This window comes from Treponema sp. OMZ 838, assembly GCF_000775995.1.
Classification (GTDB): Bacteria; Spirochaetota; Spirochaetia; order Treponematales; family Treponemataceae; genus Treponema.
In genome coordinates this window covers 1,188,417-1,211,360 of record NZ_CP009227.1, presented here as the reverse complement: position 1 = coordinate 1,211,360, position 22,944 = coordinate 1,188,417, and the positions used below count along the sequence as shown (strand labels likewise).

Annotated in this window: 16 protein-coding genes; 5 read left to right on the top strand and 11 right to left on the bottom strand. The window is 35.2% G+C overall.

The features are described 5' to 3' along the window. Positions 1 to 83: 83 nt before the first annotated feature. From QI63_RS05395 to rpsU, 4 genes are all read left to right on the top strand, one after another. On the top strand, positions 84 to 1,151 hold the full coding sequence (locus tag QI63_RS05395; RefSeq protein ID WP_044014541.1) for a DUF7954 domain-containing protein: 1,068 nt from the start codon (positions 84 to 86) through the stop codon (positions 1,149 to 1,151). Positions 1,152 to 1,175: 24 nt separating this feature from the next. Continuing rightward, positions 1,176 to 1,829, top strand: a complete 654-nt coding sequence (locus QI63_RS05390) for an HAD-IA family hydrolase (RefSeq protein WP_044014539.1) — start codon at positions 1,176 to 1,178, stop codon at positions 1,827 to 1,829. A gap of 111 nt (positions 1,830 to 1,940) precedes the next feature. Continuing rightward, positions 1,941 to 2,810 (top strand): 1-acyl-sn-glycerol-3-phosphate acyltransferase, encoded by an 870-nt coding sequence (locus tag QI63_RS05385; protein WP_044014537.1) that lies wholly within the window; start codon positions 1,941 to 1,943, stop codon positions 2,808 to 2,810. 95 nt (positions 2,811 to 2,905) lie between these two features. Next, the gene (rpsU, locus tag QI63_RS05380; RefSeq protein WP_006188264.1) at positions 2,906 to 3,115 is read left to right on the top strand and encodes a 30S ribosomal protein S21; all 210 of its coding nucleotides are present in this window, start codon (positions 2,906 to 2,908) and stop codon (positions 3,113 to 3,115) included. Between the two features lie 133 nt (positions 3,116 to 3,248). On the opposite strand, the gene QI63_RS05375 is transcribed toward rpsU, so the two are convergent. The 11 genes from QI63_RS05375 to QI63_RS05325 form a co-directional block, all read right to left on the bottom strand. After that, the gene (locus QI63_RS05375) at positions 3,249 to 6,992 is read right to left on the bottom strand and encodes a DUF2357 domain-containing protein (protein ID WP_044014535.1); all 3,744 of its coding nucleotides are present in this window, start codon (positions 6,990 to 6,992) and stop codon (positions 3,249 to 3,251) included. Continuing rightward, the gene (locus tag QI63_RS12410) at positions 6,992 to 9,526 is read right to left on the bottom strand and encodes a hypothetical protein (RefSeq protein ID WP_052185489.1); all 2,535 of its coding nucleotides are present in this window, start codon (positions 9,524 to 9,526) and stop codon (positions 6,992 to 6,994) included. Before QI63_RS12410 ends, QI63_RS05375 begins: the two co-directional genes overlap by 1 nt. Before the next feature lie 13 nt (positions 9,527 to 9,539). Then, a complete protein-coding gene (locus tag QI63_RS05365) occupies positions 9,540 to 11,603 on the bottom strand; it encodes a hypothetical protein (protein WP_044014533.1) in 2,064 nt (687 codons plus the stop codon). A gap of 143 nt (positions 11,604 to 11,746) precedes the next feature. Continuing rightward, the gene (locus QI63_RS05360; RefSeq protein ID WP_044014530.1) at positions 11,747 to 15,202 is read right to left on the bottom strand and encodes a DEAD/DEAH box helicase; all 3,456 of its coding nucleotides are present in this window, start codon (positions 15,200 to 15,202) and stop codon (positions 11,747 to 11,749) included. Beyond that, a complete protein-coding gene (locus QI63_RS05355) occupies positions 15,199 to 16,668 on the bottom strand; it encodes a protein kinase domain-containing protein (RefSeq protein ID WP_044014528.1) in 1,470 nt (489 codons plus the stop codon). The genes QI63_RS05360 and QI63_RS05355 overlap by 4 nt, the downstream gene beginning before the upstream one ends. A 3-nt stretch (positions 16,669 to 16,671) precedes the next feature. Then, positions 16,672 to 17,397, bottom strand: a complete 726-nt coding sequence (locus QI63_RS05350) for a PP2C family serine/threonine-protein phosphatase (protein ID WP_044014526.1) — start codon at positions 17,395 to 17,397, stop codon at positions 16,672 to 16,674. 18 nt (positions 17,398 to 17,415) lie between these two features. Next, positions 17,416 to 17,886: a VWA domain-containing protein gene (locus tag QI63_RS05345; protein WP_044014524.1), complete on the bottom strand. Its 471-nt coding sequence runs from the start codon at positions 17,884 to 17,886 to the stop codon at positions 17,416 to 17,418. After that, positions 17,879 to 19,627: a Card1-like endonuclease domain-containing protein gene (locus QI63_RS05340; protein ID WP_044014522.1), complete on the bottom strand. Its 1,749-nt coding sequence runs from the start codon at positions 19,625 to 19,627 to the stop codon at positions 17,879 to 17,881. Before QI63_RS05340 ends, QI63_RS05345 begins: the two co-directional genes overlap by 8 nt. A 27-nt stretch (positions 19,628 to 19,654) precedes the next feature. Continuing rightward, positions 19,655 to 20,359, bottom strand: a complete 705-nt coding sequence (locus QI63_RS05335; protein WP_052185488.1) for a vWA domain-containing protein — start codon at positions 20,357 to 20,359, stop codon at positions 19,655 to 19,657. Positions 20,360 to 20,425: 66 nt separating this feature from the next. Beyond that, positions 20,426 to 21,334, bottom strand: coding sequence for a hypothetical protein (locus tag QI63_RS05330; RefSeq protein ID WP_044014520.1), 909 nt, complete (start codon positions 21,332 to 21,334; stop codon positions 20,426 to 20,428). A gap of 8 nt (positions 21,335 to 21,342) precedes the next feature. After that, positions 21,343 to 21,963, bottom strand: a complete 621-nt coding sequence (locus QI63_RS05325) for a TM1812 family CRISPR-associated protein (protein WP_044014518.1) — start codon at positions 21,961 to 21,963, stop codon at positions 21,343 to 21,345. Positions 21,964 to 22,277: 314 nt separating this feature from the next. Here QI63_RS05325 and QI63_RS05320 point away from each other — a divergent pair, with 314 nt between their 5' ends. Then, positions 22,278 to 22,934: an MBL fold metallo-hydrolase gene (locus QI63_RS05320; protein ID WP_044014516.1), complete on the top strand. Its 657-nt coding sequence runs from the start codon at positions 22,278 to 22,280 to the stop codon at positions 22,932 to 22,934. Positions 22,935 to 22,944 lie beyond the last annotated feature (10 nt).

Genomic DNA, 22,944 nt, shown 5'->3' with positions numbered 1-22,944 from the left:
GTTACAAACCTTACAGCTTTTTTAAAAATTGTCTGACTCTTTCTTTCACGAAGGACTATTAAGCTCAGTTTTTGGAGATTATAATGGATTATCATCACGGACTTTTAAAGAGAAGTACCGCACGGTTCATCCTGTGCTGTATGGCGATACTTGCTCCCGCCTTCCTTTTTGCAGCGCAGAAACCCACAACCGAATCTACGCAAGGCACTTTTTCCGGCGATTACGTTATTTACCGCGATTATTCATGGAAATCCCCTACGTGGATTGGTTTTTTATACTATAATGACGAAACCTACGGAGCATTTATCCGTACCGATGATCCGGAGAATCCCCATACCGTATCCATCATATTCAGCACTCAAATTGAGAAGGGGCGGTTAATCCTGACCGGACAGCAGATTATCTCTTCTATCACATCGGACGACACCTTTGGAATCAATTATTTGATGGAACTTTTGCCGAAGCTCTATGAACTTAAAAACTTTCCCCGTGCCGGAAAAGCACCGTTCGGTACGGCAACAGTACGCAAGCAAATGGAAGAATTCGGCGGTTCGGTAACCCTGGACTTTCAATCTTTTATACCCCTCTTTCACCTGAAAACAATAACCGGTGCAAAAAAAGAAACTGTTTTGGAATTAACCGAAATAGGCTCTATTAACGGCAATGGAGAATCGGTATTCTACGGCTACGATCCGGTAGAACCTCAGCAGGACACAAACGTATTTACCCTCAATAAGGCGGCAAAAAAAGAAACGGTAACCGTATCGGGCACGCGGCTCCATTTGGATAACCAGTGGAAAAAAATTGCAGATAACTCTTTTCTTTGCGGAAATACGGCCTTTTTAACGGTAAGTACGGTCAATGCACCGCAGGCAGAAAACGGAAATAAGTTATCCGTACCCGAACAATTACTTCGATTATTAACCGCTTCAAGCCCTTATGCAAAAACCCTGCTGCCATATACGACTATTGAAGGAAAGCAGACCGCCTTTACACTAAAGCAATCCATATACGATGTCGAATCAAAAAAAATTTCAAAAGATATAAAACGGTGTATTAAAAATAAAGACGGCAGCTTTACCATTGTCAGCCTAACGGTTAATAGTCATGCTTATAGCGCCGAACAAGCCTATTTTAATGGACTTTTTTAGTTTTTGTGCTATACTGCAACAGAGATGATAGGGCATTTACTTTTCGACATTGATAATACACTTTATTCTGCATCGAATCTGATGGAACGGAGAATCTCCGAGCGGATGTTTCAATTTATTGCCGATTTTCTATCGGTTCCGTTGGAAGAAGCTATCAGGCTGCAACGTGCGCGGCGGCACAACTACGGCACAACGCTCGAATGGCTTGAGTGTGAATATCATTTTAGCGACAGAGACACTTATTTTGCCGCAGTACATCCTGCTTCGGAAATTTCAGAATTACAGCCGGATCCCCATTTACGCGACTTTCTCATTTCGTTACAAATGCCGATGACGGTATTAACCAATGCACCGATGGCACACGCAGAACGGGTTTTGAACTTCTTTAATATCAGTGACTTATTCCTCGGCGTTTTTGATATTTCCTACAACCAAGGGAAAGGAAAACCGCAATCGGCAGCCTTTACCAAACCGCTTGCCGCTGTACATAAAACGATTGAGGAAACATTGTTTTTAGATGATTGTCCCGCTTACGTTCAGGGGTTTGTTCAAATTGGCGGCCGGAGCGTACTCATCGACGAAAAGGAGCGATGTACGGATTTTACCAAAACGTCCGGAATTCCATCGATTAAATCGATTTACAACCTACCGCCGTTACTGGAGCGCCTTTCCGTATAGGATGATATTATCGGCCGGTACTATCCGGTCTTTTTTAGATAAAGTGATGATGGGGCATCTCTAAAAGATTCACTTGTTAGATATGCTCCCAATTATTTTTAGGAGGAAAACATGGACGGTCTTGTACTAAAAAATATGCTTGAAGAACTCAGGCCGCTATTTGAGCAGTATGCAAGTAAGGATAATGTTATCACTGAAGAAAATGTACACAAAATGGAAAATCCTCAGATTCGTACAATCTTGGAATCCGCCGTAAAAAAACTTTTGTTAGACGGTTCAAAACTATACCCTGAAAAACACATTACCGAATTTTTGCAAGCAATTAAAGCAGGAAAGAAAGGCATTATCCTTTCCGAACACTACAGCAACCTCGATTTACCGATTTTCTTATATTTAATGGAACAAACAGGACCGGCTGGAGAAGAGCTTGCCCATCGCTCTATCGCAATGGCCGGCATGAAACTTACCGAAGAAGACCCGCTGATAGCAGCTCTTACCGAAGGCTATGAACGCATTGTCATTTATCCAAGCAGAACACTCGCCGGTATTACCGACCCCGTACAGCTGGAAGAAGAGAAAAAACGGAGCCGCAGCATCAATATTGCCTCAATGCGGACGCTGGAAGAAGTGCGAAAAGAAGGAAAAGCCGTTATCGTATATCCGGCTGGAACCCGCTACCGCCCCGGCAAACCGGAAACAAAACGAGGCGTCCGCGAAATCGACTCCTACATCAGAACCTCCGATGTAATGATGCTGGTGTCTATTAACGGCAACTGTTTACGTATTTCTGACGATCCTTCCAATATGCTCGGCGACATTGTTTGCCAAGACAAGGTCGTCATAGAGGTAAGTCCCGTTATAGACTGCAACGAATTCCGTGAGCGAGCCAAGCAACGATGCCGTGAAGGAGATGACAAAAAACAGGCTGTCGTCGATCTTGTTATGGAAGAACTGGAGATTATGCACAACCGAAACACATAGACTTACTGATTTTTCGTTACCTTGACAGAGGGGTGGAAAACCGTTATCGTACAAGAAGATACTAAGGATATAATCCATTGGAGGTGATTCTGTAAGTGGCAAGTATCGTTATTGATGATTCCGAAAACCTTGAAAAAGCAATTAAGCGTTTTAAGCGCCAAGTTGAAAAAGAGGGAATTATCCGCGAATGGAAGAAACGCGAATACTATGAAAAGCCGTCTACTATTTTAAATAGAAAGAAGAAGGCTCTTCAGCGCAAGTTAATGAAAAAAAACCGCAAATCGTATGATTCAAAATCATACTAATTTTTAACAATCAACAGCAAAGCCGATTTATTGATTCGAAATTTTATTTATAATGAATTGATAATCGGCTTTGTCAGCTTTCAGTGCCTTTATTGCCTCATTCAAACCGGCCATCCTCACAGATATAATGATATTATTCATCATCATCATCCGAAGGAAGTTCCTCATCCTCGCCTGTTGCATCATCTGTTGCACTCTCGACTTTTGGCATTTCCGTCGAATTTTCGCCATCTAACCATAGTAATAAATAATCAATAAAGTTATTATTAGATTTGGAATCCGATAAGGTGAACTTAATTTGTTTTGCAAATAGTTCTTTACTATTTTTATTTAACCATGCATAGATATGTTCTATATCGGAAATCAGTTGCTGAATTCTTGAATTAAACGGGGAAAAAAGCTGCTGATATTCTATCCCAAAGCGTCTTGAGCGGATTAATGCACATAATAATTCTAAATGAGAGCGCAAGGGATTTAGTTTTCTATTAGAAAGTGATATTTCCTGTTTTAGTTTATGATATTCATCTTTTATTCCATCTATTACCTGATTAAATACAGTTTCCATTTGAGTAATAGAAATTGTAGATAATAGATGCTCACATCGCCACAACGCAATTGTAAGAATTTGAAGCTTAAAAGAATTTAGTTTTGAATCCTGATCTGCCAAATCTAAAGCCCAATCAAAAACCTTTTTTTGAATAGGAGTATTTGCATCTCCTATAAAATATCCGAATTGGAAGATTTTTTGCTCTATGATTTTCCAATGTTGTTCAAAATCAATTGTCTCTTGTAACTTTATTTTCATTAAGTCTGATGATATATCGAGACAATCTTTATGAAGTATACATGCATACAAGAATAATTCGTTCCATAAGATTTCTTGCTCTTGAACTGCGTGATTATATAACAGCGATTTAAGGGCTTGTTTTATAGAATTAAATTTTTCTTTAAAAGCTATCGGTACTTGGGTATTTGTAATAATTGAATGACCGAAATTCCATATCTGCATTGTTGGGAATCTATATCTTCTTATAAATGATGAAATTAATTTTGTAGATAAACTTATACCTTTAGTTAATCCTATAGAAGAATATAATGTCACTCCATCATCAAATTTAGGTTTATGTTTTGTATTAATTGAAAAAGAAAAACTATTACAGTTTTCGACTGCCTTAAATTGCGTTTGATATATTTTTACATATTCGGTTTCATTCAATTTGATAACGAAATAATAACCATGAATATCCTTATGATAATTTGGAGTAAAATTAGAAGGAATATTACATGTGTATCTTTTAAATTTATTTTCTTCGTCTGCATAAAAATGAGTTAAATCGATAATACTGTTAAAATTATTTTCTTCCCATTCAACTAAATTACGGGGAGTATTACTACGGCTATCTTTCCAATTAATAAACTCGCTCCATGTCCGCTCAGGAGGAAAATTCGGAACAGGGAATTTAGTTTCATCAATTTCTTTCCATTGAACTTTTGCACGTACAAAGTTTGATGAGTTGATTGATACAAAATACAAGTCAAAGGGTTGCTCTTGTCCGTATGTATAATACATTTTTAATTCGCAAGAAGTGTCTGCTTTTAATGGGAATGCCGAATTTGTTAAGCAAGCCTCATATTTCAAAGCAGAGGTATCTTTACCGATACCTCTGACCAATCTGAAATGATATTCTTTTACATTTTTATTAAGAATAAAAGTTTCCGAAATAGGTATTTCTTGAGCTTTTCCGCGTATCGGAAGAACGGTTTTCTCGTTTGTTAAGTTAATATAGTGCCTTCGGCCTTTCTTAATAACAGTCATCTGTACATTCGGCAGATGTTCACTCCACAAAGGGATATCGGAAATTCGATGTTGAAGTTTTACAAAAGAGGCAATCCCGTGTATCGGCTTAAATGGGATATTTATGAATGTCCAATTGGGATTAGGCATGTTGAGCCGCGCATCTTTTATTGAGTCTTGACCGGAAATAATATAGATACATGAAGAGTCAAGCTTATCTTCCGTATTTTTTACGGCCGCAAGAATATACTCCATTATCTTTGAAGGTTTATAATCACTAATAACAACAGGCGGATGATGCTCCCAGCGAACACCTCCCGGTATTTCTTTTATTGATTTTAAATTAATCTCTTCAGTTTTCTCATTTTGCTTATATGTTGTTTTTGCAGTAATAGGTGTAATTGATAAAAGTTTTTTGTCAGCGGTAAATTCTTTTTTTTCAATTACAAATACAAAATCATTGTCTTTGATGGCATAATGAGGAAATTCGTTACTATGTTGAAAAGAAAAGACTGACCCGATACTACTAGGAATGGGGTTCGCATTGGTAAAAACAGAGCTTGCTGTAGAACGTATGAGCCCTAATGAAAAGTCTTCAAGATAGTCCGGCATAATATAGTAGAAATTATTTGTATTGTAATAATCTCTCATCGAATTCATAAAATTATATGCCGCTTCCGTTTTTAATTCTATAGAAACTTCTTTACGTATAATGCTATCATATAAAATATCATCAAAAGATATTGAATCAATCTTATAATTATTCAATCTATCTTTATGAATTGATGGCGATGCGGCGCAATCAACATTAATTAATTCCGAAGAATCATCAGCCTTCCAGAATTGGCGTAATAATTTCAACGGATAAGGTGCGGCTGATTCAGTTTTACTATCAATAAATTCCGTATTTGAAATGCCGTAATAGCATTCTGACGAAAAATCCATAACCGTAAAAATTTGTTCTTCCGTATTATTCGAATAAACTATTCTTCTATCGGGAGAGTAAGAAATTGAATTTGCAAGTTTACCGGCAATTTCATTAGCATCAAACAGATTTAATAATTTATCAGGGTATTTTTTTCCATCAATTTGAAAAAAATTATAAGCAATATTAATTGAATGTTCTTCTCCGGCCTCCGATGTAAAAGTAATGATATTACCTTTAATCTTTAATTTAAAATCATCAGCCTCAATAACAACCCCTGCATTTTCTCCATAACCCATAGTTTCTATTAAAATTTCATTTTTTATAGAAAATTTTACAGGAAGTTGCTTAATCTTGCATTTCCGTTGCTGTAATAATGCGCTTGTTTTCCAGAATATATAGACTGCTAAATAATTATCTACGTTATTCATATCATTTTCGATAATATCAGTCAGTTCAAGAATATATCGCCATGTAGCCCAGACCTTTTTATAATATTTATCACATAAAAGAATATTATTTGGCGGTAAATTTTGCCATACACCGATTTCTTGCGCCTCATCACTCTTAAGCCATTTACATAATTTTGAATATAAAATAGAAAGCTCTGAATCTTCGTTTTCTATTTGAAGCGGTTCGGCAGTGAATATATTCAATCTTTCTTCCAGAATATATGTTGCTCTTATTATTAATTTTTTTAATAAGCGATTTTCCAAAGTATCTACGCTTTGTTGCCTTTTTACAGCTATAACGGAAGGTTTGGCAGCTATTTTTTCTCTAACTGTTCTACCTGGCCTTCTAGAAATATCTATAATCCCCATCGAATCGATTTCTCTTGCCTGATAAACCGGCATTTGTTCATGAAAACGGAGAATTTCTTTTCGAGGAGCTTCAAAAATATGAAAAAGACCTCTTTTACTGTATGAAAAAATATTAAATATCCAATCGTAAACATTTTTATCGTCTGTGTATGACTTTATTTCTATAAGTTTATCAAGCAAGGCAGTTAGATCAGTATCGAGTGGATCTCCTGTTTCAGGATCCGTTTCGATAATTCTATAGTACCAATCCCGTAAAGAAAGTAATAATTTCTCTTTAGAATCTTCTACAGTTAAAGATTTCAAGAGTGTTGAATAATCCCGTGTTTCTTTATCCATTATCGCCCCTCTTGTTTATCTTGTTCCATACTTAAATATTCGGAAGTAAGCCAGAGGAATTGTCCGTCTCCAAATTTAATTGCGTTCAAGAAGTCTTTAGAGATATTTATGTTATGACCTTCATTCGTAAAACTTGTAATTATACTTGAAATTTTTTCAAGAACTTTTTTAGATTCGCCTCTCGTTTCGATTCCACGCAGCTTCGGCATAATTTTCTGGACTAACTGATCTTCAAATGCGGGATCAATCTTCTTGTTTAATTCGGCAATAAATTCTTTGTCATTCATATCTGCCGATTTAGAGATAAGCAATTGCCGTACATCCGGATAATTCCAGATATAATTTTCAATTGATTGCCAAACTCTGTGTCCAATCGCACGTCCGATATTTGAGATTTCTTTATTAATCTCTTCGACTAATTGTTTATATGGTGCAATTACTTTTTCAGAGGCAGCTGTTTGTTCGTCTGTAAAGTTTACCTTCCATCCTTCCCATGTCTCAATCGGAAGATACCGTTCTTCCGGTTTTATATCCTTATTAATCTTTATACGGCGTTTAAATTCATTTGGTCGAGGGAAATTAATAACAATGCCTCTATCAAGAACTTTATCGGACAGATTTTTGGTCGTTTCATCCTGATTCATAGTTCCCACCCAAAGAACATTTCTTCCAAGTGCAAGCGGATAAGAATCCGTTCCTCCTAATTTGACAGCTAATGTAGGATATTGCGGAGTTCCTTCATCTTTTCCGCGGCGTTCTTCGAGCTTACTTAAAAATTCTGCAAAATACTGTTCAATGTGTGCAAGATTCATTTCATCCAGTAAAATAATATTCAGTTGATTTTTTAAGCTGACAGAGTAATTTTCTGAATTCTCTTTTTGAGATTGAATTAAATATTTTAGAAGAGGCTGAGCTTCAAACTTACCGGAAATTGTATTGTAGTAACCGAGCAAGGCCTCTTGACTATCCCAATTAGGCTGAACGGGAATATTTACAAAATTAATGCCGCCAAACTTTGCATATAATTGTGGTAATTCTGATTTACCGGTCCCGCTGACACCGGCAAGAACAGCCAATGGAGACCATTCAGCGGTTTTTAATGCCGTATGGAAAGCCTTAATAATTCTCGGTGAAAAAGCAAGACCATAATCGGCGATCTTTCTGCATACTTGATCTAACCATAAAAGCTCATCATTAATTGCCTCTTCCCCTGATACCGCTCTTTCCTGATTCTGTTCTGAGGTATTATCTGCGTTGTCAGTATTAGCGGCATTGTCACTGTTTTGATTTATATCTGAATCAGTTTCGGGAACGGACTCTACAGAATCTTCAACTTCTTTTTTTGTTACTAATATCAGCGGCTCTTTACGAATTTTATCTTCTGTAAAATTTTCATGCGGAGCCATAATAGAATTTAATTTCTCTTCAAGCGTCGCCTCTTTATCATATAATTCTCTGTAATGCTTAATCGTTTCATTTTGCTCTGCATTAAGCGTTTCTAATCTAAGCTTATCCTGTTCAAGTATGTTTTTTTGTGTCTCTAATGAAGTATTATGTACCGCATTTAATTCACCGCTGTTAGCAAGCTTTTGAAGCGCTACGAGTTTATATCTTGAGTCTTCTAATTGTTCCGAGAGACTGTCTATTTCTTCCTGTTTACGGTTGAGTTCTTCTTCAACATTATCAGGGTAATTCTGTAACGTCTTTCTAGCTTCCGCTAACTGTCTGGTTAGAGATTGAATTTCAACTAATATGGATTCCGGTTCTTGGCCATTAAGTCTGTGCTTAATCTCTTCATAGGCAATGAGCCGTATTTCAAGGTTTGCTCGTTCTTGACTTAATCTTTCTTGATGTTCTTTGTAGTTTTCAAGTCTCGCATTTAACTCTTTAATTTTTGCATCGGCTAATTCTTTTGCTTGTTCATCTAAAGACGCCATTTTTGAAGAAACGATTGTTCTTTCTGCCGCTAACTGAGAATCTTTTTGTTCATAATCTTTTCTGTCTTGTATAAGCTTATCACGATCTTGTTCTAAAATGATTTCTCGTTGACGCAGTTCTGCTTCTTTTTGAGCAATTGCATCGCGTCTACTACTTAATTCCGTATCCGTTTCTTGAATTCTTTTTGTGGTTTGTACAAAAAGAGTTTCTTCGTGTTCTCTTTCACTTTTTTGGTGAGCTTCATGGAGCCGCTCAGCAAACTTTTTCTGTTCTTCCTGCCGTTCTACAGTAATTTCAGAATTACGTTTTTGAATATCCGCTTCATTTTCTTTGATCCTTGCTGAAAATCCTTTTATAGCTTCTTGAAATTTAGGTTCATATTCGGTTCTTTTCATTTCGAATACGGTACGAGCGTCATCCAACTTTGAAAATTCATCTTTTATCGCGGTGTTTTCTTTGTCCCTATATTGCTCAAATTCGATTTTTCTTTGCTCAAGCAAATCTTTCTCATCTTCAAGGCGTTCTTCTTTTGATTTAATCGAGTGCTCTCTCTCAACAAGCTGTTTTTCTCTTTTATTATTTGTAAAAGGCCACATTTTATTCACTCCTTTAGTCAATGTATTTTATCAGTATCTTTATTATATTAGTAACAATTTTTTTATAAATTGATACTTCCCGTTCAGAATATTCTCGAACATCACTATGCCCGCGTGATTTTAACAAAAAATCTAAATCAAGAATAAACCGAGGATATTGTTGAGAAATATCCATTAGTTGCTCCTCCGGTACAAGTATCAAAAAACTTACAATACCGGCTCCTAAACTATCGCATCCTCCCCCGCATACAGCCTTACCTATCTTTTTATAACTTACCGTACCTATAGAATCAGGCAATTTGTTATTTTTGAGTTCAAAATATACATTTCTACATTTTTCCGCTACAAAATTGCAGTTTCTTTGTTCTTTAGAAGGTGGCATCATATATTTTAACATAGCCGTAATTGAATATTCAAAGAACTGTTGTAATACCGAACAGGCACTTCCTGCAACATATTTGCGATCTCCAAACGTAATCAGAGAATTGATCATTTGTTTAATAAGATTTGCAGGAAGTTTATTAATAGTTACATAGCCATAATCTTTGTATAACTCTAATTTCTTTTCATATATCTTCTGAATATAAGAGGAGTATTGATACTTACTGTTATGAATATCATCTTTAAAATAATCAGTAAGTAACTTATTATCGGCTTTTAGTTTTTCATTCAAATATTCTACGTAAAAGAGAATCTTCTCGATTATCTCTTTACACTTACTTGCAGAGACATCTGAGAATGTTAATCCTGGACCATGCGCCATTGAGGTTTTATCACGTAATTCTTTTAATTTAAAAAAATCAATCATAAAGTCCGGATAATTTTTTGCCAAAAAACTCAACGGAACTTCGGGATCATCAATAGCATTTGCCAGACATAAACACAATAACGGTATAAGTTCAGGTTGATTATCATCCCTCATTGATTTGATTTTACCGGGATATACCTTTAATAATGTTAGATAGTTGTGCGGCAGATTTATGGAAAGATTTTGTGCAAGAATATAGAACAAGAAAATATTATCTTCCGCTATTCCAACTTCTTTTATTTTAGTTTTGTTTATTTGTCGCGCTTCCTGATCTGCCAATTGTATTGTAACATCTTCTTTTTCCCTAGACTTAAAATCAGCATAATACATCTTCAAAGCATATTCCAAGGCTGTGAATATATTATAATAAATGATTTCTCCCGATCGCTTCATATCTTCTCGCGCAATATGGTTTTCTACCTTAACCGATTTTATTTCATTAAAAGTCTTTACTGCATTGAAAATCGGATTGGATACTGCCGGATAGCTAAAACGAGGTTTCTCGTACTTATTATCAGCCTCTTTTTCTTCATTGTTTATTTTAGCATTTCCCTTTTCAAAAATCGATCGAATCCACGGATGCTCGTTATCGTTTGCATTTCGGATAAAATCCGTAAAAATATCGGAAATTCCAATTCCGGCAGCATCGGTAGAATGGATTTCTCCATTAGCAGTAGCAAAACCGACTGTATGAACAAATACAACCTCTTTACTTTTTACTTTAACGGAATTAGAAATTTTACTAAGAGATATTTTTAATTCTTTCTCAACAGCCTTGTTATATTTTCTGATAGCTCTTAAGAGGAGATACGCTTCCGGTTCAGATGCAATGGCTTTTTCATAGTTAGTAGAGATAACTACAAAACCTTTTTTCCGTCCATTTCCCGGCAGGTTAAATGATCCTTCTAGAGTACCGTTTTTTTCTGAATAAATAGTCAATGTATTTTTTGCAGGATAAACTTCCACTAAATCTATAAATTCTCCGGAGTTTATATCTTTAAACAAACAAATAACTTGTGCCTCCGTATGATTACCGTTTATATATTCATCTAAGTATGCATGGCCTTTATCGGTAATCGAACAAAGTTTGTCTTTTAAATAACCTTTTATAACGAGCCTATTCTGAATAAACGCTATCGTTTCAACTTCCATATTCATTAAATCTGCAACATCCTTTGCCTTTGTGATATTACAATCTGCAAACTTTAATATTGTTCTTTCAAAAATATCAAGTTCGCTTTTATCTACTTGTATTTCCACTTGATACATAATGCAAGGCCAGAACAAATTTGTCTGACTGTTTTTGATAGGTGCAAAACCTTCAAAGCATGGTTTGTTTGAAATAATACCTCTATTTTTTTTCGGAGAATTACCAATTCCGATTTTTGTGCGTCCGTCATTATTATTCTCCTTTAATCAATTGATTTAGCATCAAATACAAGTCCGAAATCGATATTATTTTCACACATGGTGATGTAATGATTAAGTTCAGGAACTGTGCTTTCTGCGATATTGCTTGTAAACAAATTTTTATCACCGATTACAACAAGTACTTTCTTCTGGCGGCTCATACTTACACAAAGCCGATTCTTTGACATTAAAAACCCAAAAAGCCCCTGTTGTTTCCGTAAACCTTCTTCGGCATCCTTTTGCATTTCAGAATATGCATTTCTTATTCTGTCTTCTGTTGCCGTACGTACCGTACATAAAATAACTACATCAAATTCCATGCCCTGAAATGCATCAACAGTACCGATTCGAAGCCTTTCTTTAATGTTCTTCTTTTCATCAGATAAGGTATATTGATAATCTTCATTTATTTGCAATTTTTGAGTACAAATACCCAGAGAAGATAATTGCTTTTTTATTTCACGACATTGCGCCGAATAAAAACTTATTACACCGAATGTCAATTTTTTCTCCGTATCAAAATCCAACCATTTCTTCAAGAGTTTTGCTGCAACAATCGCCTCTCCTCTTCTATACCTGCTTTTTGAAGCATCTCTATTTTCCGCACCACCCCCATTTCGTTCATTTTCAACATTGCACCAAATTGCTGCTTTATTAGTGATTATAGGCAAATTATGGCTGAATATTTCTGCTTTTAGCGGAGATTCAAATCTTTCATCAGGATTATGAACTTCATAAAACTCCTTACTGATAAAAGTTCCTAAAAGAGGATGCATACGATATTGTTTATCAAGCGTTATTTTTTTTGAAGCGTCTAATTGAGCGAATAATCTTTCAAAAGTACTTTCATTCAAGAAAGCAATTTCTTCTCTGCTTGCTGCCGATATTTCCATTTTTTTCTCAATATCTTGGTCAACTTGTTGAGGCAACTGACGATGATCCCCTACCAAAATAATATGTTTTCCTTTCGCCATAGGAATTAATAAATCCGGAGGAGCAACACGAGCAGCTTCATCTACTATCACATATTCATACGGTAATTTCTGCTTATCGGTATCAAGGCCAAGTTTTCGGCGTGCCTCATTAATTTCTTGTCCTTCGCTTTGTTGTACGGTGGCTGCCAAAACAGGATTATAACTTAATAGCGTATTCAGTATCCCATCGGGATTATTTTTTAACTCATAAATAAAGTCGGCAAGCGCCATATTCTTTTTTTCGCTCGGGTCAAAAGGATATTTTTGGATTCTTTGAGATACTTCATTAACAATCTCAGCAATAACGGCATTTTCTTTATTGCGTCTGAACTCTTCATGCGGAAGATATTGTTCAAGCAGCTCATTTTGTAAATTTTCCAAATCGCTTAAAAACGACAAGTCAGATTTCAATTCGTAACTACAAGCTTTACTTAAACATGAAGGAATAGGAATCTGCGCCTCTCGTAAACGAGCAGCCAATTCCATAGCTCGTTTTGTACCATCATCTTGAAAAGAGACCTCATCGGTTCGTAAGGCATAAAGGCAATTGATCATATCCATATCATCCGAGGAAGGGTCTTGATCTAAACTTACTAAAATTGAATCTATTTTTTCTATAATTTCAGGAGTTGTAAATCGTGAGCTTAAGTTTTTAATACCATTTAAAAGTGCAATCTCCATCGCAGTTGACGGAGCTTTATGATAATCTAAAAATAAAGAACGCAGATTTTGAAATTCAGCCGATTCTATTACGGCAGGAATATTTTTCTCAATATTTTTGACTACCGTTTGGCACCAAGATTTAATTTCAGCTTGCGTTGTAGAAATACTCAGCTCATCTTCAGAACTTGAGCGGCCGGATTTTACCGTCGGCAATCCATTCGTTAAAAGTCTATTGGTAACATTATCTACCGCATCATGTTGAAGACTTGTTACCAATATTTTTCCTGCCAGATTATTGTCTTTCTGAAAATCTTGATTTAAAGATTCAATAATTCCACAAATAACGGTAGATTTTCCTGTTCCCGGAGGACCTTGAATAACTGCAATATCCGAAGTTGTTAGAGCAATGTTTATAGCTTTCTTTTGATTTTCCGTCGGTTCAAATTCAAAGATCTTTTCATATACTTTTTTTTGTTCCTTATCGGATAACTTTCTTTTAGTACCGGATACACTTGGAATATTTGAGCTAAGATTCGATTTTCCATCAAGGATAAGCCCCAGATTACTTATCTGGCTGCATCCTTTAAGGATATTCTGTCGTGCACGCCGTCTTCTTTCAACCTGTATTTTTTCGCCGGTAATGGAAAGAATCATAAATAATTCTCCATTTTTTCCTCTTTTAGGTAATCCTTTATGCTTTGATTCTATAGTAATCGTATCTTGTGTATAGTCAATAATATTAAGATTGCTCCAGTGCTTTTCTTCTTGTTCTTGTTTTTTCTTTTTTTTATTTTGAAACAAAGCTTCCTGCTCAAGATTTTTATCAATTTCACCAATCCATTCTTCGTAAGTCATATTCGGATTTAGTAAGTAATCCGGTAATTCTTGAACGATATCTACAGTATCCGTTTCTATAGTTAAATTATTAAAGTCGCCAAGTTTATTTTCACCATTATATGAGTAGTTAAAAAGTATTTCATGATTACTAAGTTTTTCAGGCTTTCCGGATAACACGATATACCCTACTTTGCGAGCAGCTTCAAGAAGTCTTTTTCCTATTTCCGTGTTATATTTATCCCATTCCCCGATATAACTGCTACCGTCATCTAAATTCTTTTTCATTTCCAGTTCATTCAATTTTGAAATCGTTTCTGTACTTAAATACGCAAATCGCAATTCACCTTTTGCCAAACACACGGAATTATCATTGTTTCTGGGTATATGTCTTTTGATATCAGATGAATATAACGAAATTTCATCCCTTATTTCCCTTGATTTTATGACTAATTGCCAATCTTTATTGACTAATGTACAAGAAGCCGCAGGATCATCATCTCCGGGAGTTTTTCCTATATAAAGAAAATAGGAATTTGACGATGAACCTAACATAAATTGAGATTTTAAAATACCGCATAACTGGTCGCCATCTTTACCTTTAGAACAAAAATGAGAAGTTCCACAGGCCGTAATAAAATCTTCCGTTACATTAACAATAAAGGGTTGCGGAAATGTTTTATATTCTCTAAAAAATACAACCTCGATATCCAATTGATTGTTAGAAAGGATATTTATTACTTCATAAAGATTTGTTTGACCTGCAAGAATCCTATTTTCTAATGAAGAAATATCGGAACACTTTATCATCCTAACCATTTTAGCAGCCGCCCCTATTTGTAAGATATAAGCATCAGACAAATGAGTATTCTTTTGAAGTATTATTCCAAGCGGATTTTGTTTATCAATAAGATTATCAGCAGGATTTGAATACGGCTCGATTCTGCAGGAAAAGTGTTCTCCGTATCTTAGTTCGCTTAATTTCATTGTAATTCTCCTCCGGAAATAATTACTTTGCGATACTGTGTTAATAAAGTGATTGAAAAGTTTTGGATATCCGAAATTTTAAATTTATAAACACCGGTAAATCTTTCTCTAAGATTGTTCTTTTCAATATAAATAGCATACTCAGATTCAATCAATCGTAGTGCAATAAAACCATTTTTCAAAGAAATTCCAACTACGGAATTATCACTCTCATTTATTTTAAATGATTCAAAGCATCTTGAAGGTATATAAAACTCTTCCTTGTCTATCTCATGAACAAAAGAATAAACAGACTCATCGTTATTAATTATATAAGTTTTTACTAGAACGAAAGGACATCGTTCCGTTGAACAGTACGGACAACAATATTTATCATCTTCCGTATAATCATAATAATAAGTCATTCCGCATGATGAGCATCTAATAGTTAAATCTGCTGCTTGAGCAAAAGCTTTCGGCCATCTGATTAATGGAGTCCGTAACTTAGGGTTATTATGTCCTGTTGAAAACGTATTATCAAATAATTCAAACAATAACGGAGTAAGGAATAATGAATTGACTTGTTCTAAATCTCCATAAGAATTTGAGTCGTCATTTTGATTAAATATCCATGGATACATACCGGTATCATTAAAATTTCCGGGATCAGCTTTTTGTTGTACCGTAACACTATTCGCCCAGTCATCATCATCATTATCATCCGATCCCAGAACTTTTTTACCTTTAAATGGATGTAGCATTGTTAAAATATAAAAAGCGGCAACCGCAAAAGCATAGGAATCGGAATAAACAGTGGCAGAACTTTTACCATTTGTTATTTCCGGAGCTCCAAACCCGGGAGTGAAATAAGTTTTACTCTTTCCGGCAAAATTAATATTATCAGTATCAATTAGTCCGGCTATTATTCCTGCGGCTAATTCTTTATACATAAGATTACCGCCGGAAATATCACCGTATACAAGCCCCCTTGCATGAAGATTTGCCAGTAACTCTGAGACTTTGTACAGAGCAAGCAACCTTGTTCTTATACTTCCTGTTTTACAAAAGTTTATCCAAACTTCAGCATCTTGAATCGGATTCCCAGCTTCATTTTTTAACCATCTAGGGATATCATTATCTTCAATTTTTTGATGCAACTTCAGAAAGCTTTCAAAACTTTTCATTTCATTCATAAAAGTCATGACATATCCGGCATGACTTTTTAAAATACTAAGAGGTTTGGAAAGATTAATATTTTGCAGCAGAGGAAGTTTTCGAATAATATTAAGCTTGTAGGAAATATTTTTTATTGCAGTATCATCCTGTAAGGGGTTTCCTTCTTTATCGGTAGAAAGCTTTATTGCAATATCGGCATCATCTTTAACATGAAAAACGGCGCCTTGCCCTCCTTGCCCAATCTTTTCACCTAAAATATATACACGGTTTTCTACATCAACAACTTTTATTTCTGTTATTTTTACATCCATAAATTAAACATTACCTCTCTTAGTTATAAATATAGCAGTCTTATCATCCGTATGTCGGGGTACAGGCCAGTTTGAAATCCACTGTTTCATATCCAGTTTTATTTGTTTGCATGAATAATCTCTATATCGATCTGACATATCCTGTACAAAATCTATCTCACAGCTGTTTTCTAAATCATCGGAAATTCCATCAGTACATAAAAAAACGCTCTTAATAAATTTTACATTTATCTTTAAATATTGCCAGTCTTCACGGCTATTAATATTACCTAAGCATTTCGTAATATTAGAAAATGATCCGTTTTTTTTATCCGAAACTAAAATATTTTGATTATCTGAAAGGCACACGATCATCCCATCGCCTAAACGGAATAAAAACATTTCTTTCCCATTGCATACAACCCCCAATAATGTTGCCGAACAATCCTTAATTTTATACCCTGATTTTTCAATTAAATGTACCCAATATTTATGAAAATTATTTATAAATCTATCGGGTGATTTTTTTGTTTTTCTAATCCATTTTTTTGAATATTTTATAAATATTTTACAGGCCACATTTGAACCGAAATCAGAATGAGTTTTACTTCCCAGACCATCAGAAACTACAGCAATAAAACCGCTCTTAAAAAAACAGAGTCGGTTTGCATCCTGCATAGAAATATTTTGTCGAATATGAGCTGGTCCTATATTTTCGACAGCAGCTCCTTTCCAATATTTATTTTTCATATTAGCATTGCCTTTTTGTTATACTTCTAAGAACGAATCTAAGGCAGCATCCAATTCAAGCGTATTAAAGATATACCAAGTTTTATTCTCGGCAATAAAACTTGGCGGAAATAACTGTGAACTTACTACTGAATTCCAATCAGCACCAACTCCCACCAATCTCACTTTTATTTCTTTATTTTCTTTTAAGATTCTGTTTAAATCCGTCTTATCACCATCAATATACCCATCCGTCAGGAGAATAATATTTCCAACTACCTGCTGTTCAATAAAATCAACCAGCGCTCCCAAATTTGCTGTTCCCTTAACATCTTTTATTAATTCTTCATTTTGATAATCAATTCTGGTTATAGACGTATCCCATCTATAATAATCTGCCTCAATATCCTCATGAAGATAAATACTTCTACAGATAGATTCCAAAATATCGGATTTCGACAAACAAAACATACTGCCCGAATTATCAATAACAACTAAGACTTTAGTCATATAAACCTACGAACTCCTCTATTTTCGATATGATATTATCACCGTCAAAAACTCTGACATTTTTTGATTCCGCTGCTTTTTTCACTACAATAGGGTTATCAACTTTATTTATATACAGTAAAATTCCCTTTCCTTCCAAACCGCCATAATATCTCACAATATTTTCCAGTTTCATAATATGCTCTACTTCGGCTCTACCCGATTTACATTCTATGACATACAGTCTATTGCCGTCGGTAAAAACAACATCAAGCTCTTGGTATAACTGATTGTTTTCCGACTTAGTTAATCCTAAAAATTTCTCTAATGTAGTTGCATTATTTGTTTCATAAGAGATTTTTAAACTATGATGCAAATCGGTTATTTTTTTTGTTTTAACCAAGTTCTCTAAGTTATTATAAACATATTCTTCAAACCATCCTCCGGTTAGATAAACCTTGAACTGTGAAGCATCTTCAAACACATATTGCCTGTCTTTAATTTTAATATAAGAATTGCGATCATTATCGGTAAAAACGGTAATTTCTTCTTTTATAAAAGGTTTTCGTAACTCAAAATATCGTTTTTTGATTTCGCCTGCAATATCATTTATAATCTCTTTTCTTTTCCATAAATAGTTTGTTAAAGAAATCATATCTGCTTGCTGAGGAATTTTTCTTTGTGAATCACCGATTGATAAACCGTTACTGTTCAATTTTATAAAGGATTTCACTTTTTCTATCTTAACTATAGGTTTAGAACTGAAATCATTAAGAAAAATAACCTTTTTATCTCTCGTGTTAAAATAAAAGGGGATCCCGCCGAGTTGTCTGCAAACATTCAATGCTCCTGCATACATTAATTTTGTTCCACCCGTTAGATTGAATCCTATTTTTTGATTTTGAATCCCATCCTTTTCTTCAATAAATTTAAGTAATTTATCTTGAACATCCTTAGGATTGTATGCGTCTACATTTAATTCTAATAATTCAATATCTTCCTTAACAAATTGTTTCATAATATCAACGGCATGGTATCCTGCGGATGTAATAAAAACATGACTTTTGCAGTTAAATTGTTTTAGACCTAAGTATGTCGGTATTCTTTGATCACCATAAAGATGAAATATCATGTCAAAATATTTACCATTCCGATGTTCTAACGGCATTTGTTTTCCATACCATTCCATCCATTCTTGCGGTAAACCGATATTTTCCGGCCCTTTTCTCGGATCCGATGATGCTATAAGTCGTTTCCGAAACTGCGGAAATTTCAAAGCCGCCATTGCCCAACAGAAAGCCATAACCGGAGTTCCGGGACTTAAAAACAAAGTCACGTATATATCTTCCTTATTGCTATTCTCTGCAATTGTTTCCAACAATCGGACTGCTGCTGCATATATTCCCTCGGTATCATTTAATTTTCTCAATTTCACCGGTGTGAATCCAATAGTAATACTTTTAGTATTTTCTGCTACTTTATTTTGCAACCACTTTATAAAATGATGATGTGCCGGTTGTGTATTTGCCCATTTATAAACAAAATTATTTGCTTCTGCCGTATCATTTCTATTTAAAGATGCAAGCTCACTATCAAAAACTTCATCTGAGTAAGATTCAGCCGCGTTATTCGTATAACCTAACAGTTGAATCTCAGTGTAATGAGTTGATAAAATTGCTCCTAAGAGCGGTCCGCTTTTTTCGATCCCAAGAGATGCTTTAAAATCTGTTATGCCGTACCACGAAAGTAAACATTCTTTCATAAAGTTTACCGCCCTTAAAATCTATTATTACCAATAACTACCGCCGGAAGGTTCAACACTTACGGATTTTAAGATTTCCTTAGGCGCTTCCAGTTTGAAAACTTGATTTGGATTCTGAGAATGGCTTCTGCTTGTCACACTCATTGTTACAAACTTAAAGAATTTATGCATAGCTGATGCATCCTTAGCATAAAAAAGCGGATTTTCAGTACCGACAATAAAATTTTTCAGAATATCTTCGTTTGCATCAGAACCAATAGCCATTGCCATACGATCACATTTTGAAGAACGTCCGTTTTTGATAAAGTTTTCCATAGGTATCTTCCAATCATCAGTCGGCGCTCCATCCGAACACAGAATAACAAGAGGCCTATATGCACGGCCGGGGGTCGTTTCTTTATCTTCAATCATGTCTTTCGCCATTTGTAAAGCAGTTCCCATAGGAGTGTTGCCTCCGGCTTCAAGTTTTATTAATTCAACTTTTGAGGCATTTGTGTACGGAAGCGCCAATTGTACACCATTATTCCCGAAAGTAATAACAGAAACAAGGATTTCCGTTTCCAGTTGTTCTTCATGGGCAAAATCTTTAATCATCTCCTGAACGGCTTTTTCAAGTTCTGCAATTTTTGTTTGTTCTCCACCGATGCTCATACTGGAACTGGTATCCAATAATAAAACCACCGGAAGAGGTTTTGCTTTTGCTACTGTGTACTTTGACGGATCGAATGCCATATCGTTTTCTCCTTATAGGGTATTCCCTTGTATAATTTGTTACTATAATTAGTAATTGCAATTTACTTAGTTGATACTTTTTTGTTGAACTTTTTCAAAAAAATCTGAAATTCTATTACTGATATATCCTTCATCCTTGCCGAATTTTACGGCTAATTGACTTTGTGTCGGCATTTCCGCTTGTAAGGTAAAAATATTAAGTAATTCAAGGTCTATAAAATTCCTTTTTTGCAGCAAGTCTACTATTTGACCTATCAGAAAAGTACGTTCCAAAGCCTGAAGTACCTTGAGGGTAATAAATGAAGATAAATAAATTTTCTGTCTTTCTTGACATTCATCAAATGCCCTCTCGATCTTTTTCAAATCATCAAGCGCATATTCTGTTTTAAAAACCCTTTCCTCAGGTGTAAGATAATTATTTTGAACTGCATCTGTATTGAATAAAGAATCTTCTTCGCCTGCATTGTTCGTTATTTGTTCTACAACTATCTGAGATTGATAATATTTAAGAATTAAATCCTTTACTTTATCCAAATCCAGTTCGCATTGTTTCGACAGCCATATTTGAACCTTTTCATTAAAAGGATTTTTACCGATCTCCTTTGCCGTTTTTATAAGTCGAATTGCACGATTATAATCATCTCTTGTACACATTCGAAATTTTTTAACTTCCCCTTTTTCTTTTTTATGGCGTATTTCATTTTCTAAACTGGAATATAAATATCCCATATAAGATGAACCTAAGCCATCATCGTATTTTAAAAGAGTTCTTTTTATACAGTGAAAGATTTCAACACCGGCATTGCGGACATCTGTTTCATTAAAACGAAGAAGGATCCAATCCCATATTGGTGTATATATTTTTTGCAGTAGTTTTTCATACTCACACGATTTTTTATCCTCAATATTACTTAAACAAGTAAGAAGATTCTGAATCTCTGCCTCTTTCTTTATTTTTCTTTCATTATTCGTCATAAAACATCCTATAAAGAAAAGAATTCATCTAAATTTTTTCTAGCTTCTTTTCCATCACTGGCAACCATAGAATTTGTAAGATTATTCAAATAATACAACGATGTTACATCAAACAGTTCCGGTGAACAAGCTTTATTATCTTGACCAAAACTTACTTTTCCATATACGACACTTTTAACATCACAATTAAGAAATTTTTCAGCAAATGAAAGTACACAAATAAGAATCATCGGCAACGGTTTTGGACCAAAAGTAATGTCAGCAAATATTTGACTGTTTTCTTCGACCTTATCCAACATCGCTTTTAATCTGATCTCGTGATTAGCTTTTGTTTCTTTGAATTCTAAATCCAATGTTTCGTATGATATCTTTGCACCAATATCTTCGTTTATTGTATCCAACTCTTGCATAAACAGTCTGCAATTCTTACCACTGTTTCCTGCTTTATCAATGGTTCGAAGTAAGACAACCTTAATATCATCATTTTTTTTAAGAGTTTCAGCAATAATTGCATTGATTGGAAAAATAACAGGCTTTGAATAGCCTGAATTGATATTTCCCGTTCCGGCATAGACCATTGCATCAAGGTCTTTTTTCATTGGAATATCACAAAAAATAATTCTTTTCATATCACATTTCTCCTCTAAACATTAGTTACTCTATTTTAGTGCCCAAAAAAGATATAGTTGATACTTTTATTTATCTTTCTTTTGAAAAGATGTAGGTAGATGCTAGGAGCGTACAAAAAACACTCGCCATCCGTGGCGGTACTGATACCTTGCCAGCAAATTTACATCCGTGCACATTTGCTGGCGGCGAGTTTTTGCAAAGCAAAAACGTCGCAGATGTGCCGTATATTTCAAAAGGACTCAATATTGTTTTAATCCATAAAATCGCCTATACTATTCTCAACTATCCTCAAAGCTTGTAAAAGGACTCCACCATGCACTATTCAATAGAAAAGTTTGAAACCGGCTACCTTATGGTCAATACATGGGTGTTCCCGTTGAGCAAAGAAAGCATTGCCGTAATCGATCCGGGCGGTTTGAGCCCCGAATTATCCCAGTATTTAAATAAACTTAATCCAACTCACCTTGAAATTATGCTGACGCACGGACATTTTGATCATGTCGGCGGTCTACCGGCCTTAGTAAGAAAATATCCCGATTACCGCTTATGGATTCACGAAAATGATGCCGCGTATCTTGGAACAGCCAGTACGCAAACCCATTTAAAGAGCTTTAGACCGCTTCATGCCGAAAAATTAATTGAGCCGCTGGAAAAAAATCCACTACCTGAACCGACGGATTTTTATAAAGAAGGAGACAGCGTAAACGGCTTTACCGTGCTTCATACGCCCGGTCACACCCAAGGGTCTGTTTGTCTGTGGAACAAGGAAGCCGGCATCCTTTTTAGCGGGGATACCCTTTTCTACGGCTCTCGCGGCAGAACCGATTTACTTGGCGGCAATGAGATGCAAATATGCCAGTCGCTCAAGAGGCTTTTTATCGAATTACCGGAAAACACACAAGTGTATCCGGGACACGGCTCCAATACAACGATTGAATTTGAAAAGAAATATCAAGGTGCGTACGTGTAAACGCGCTCCC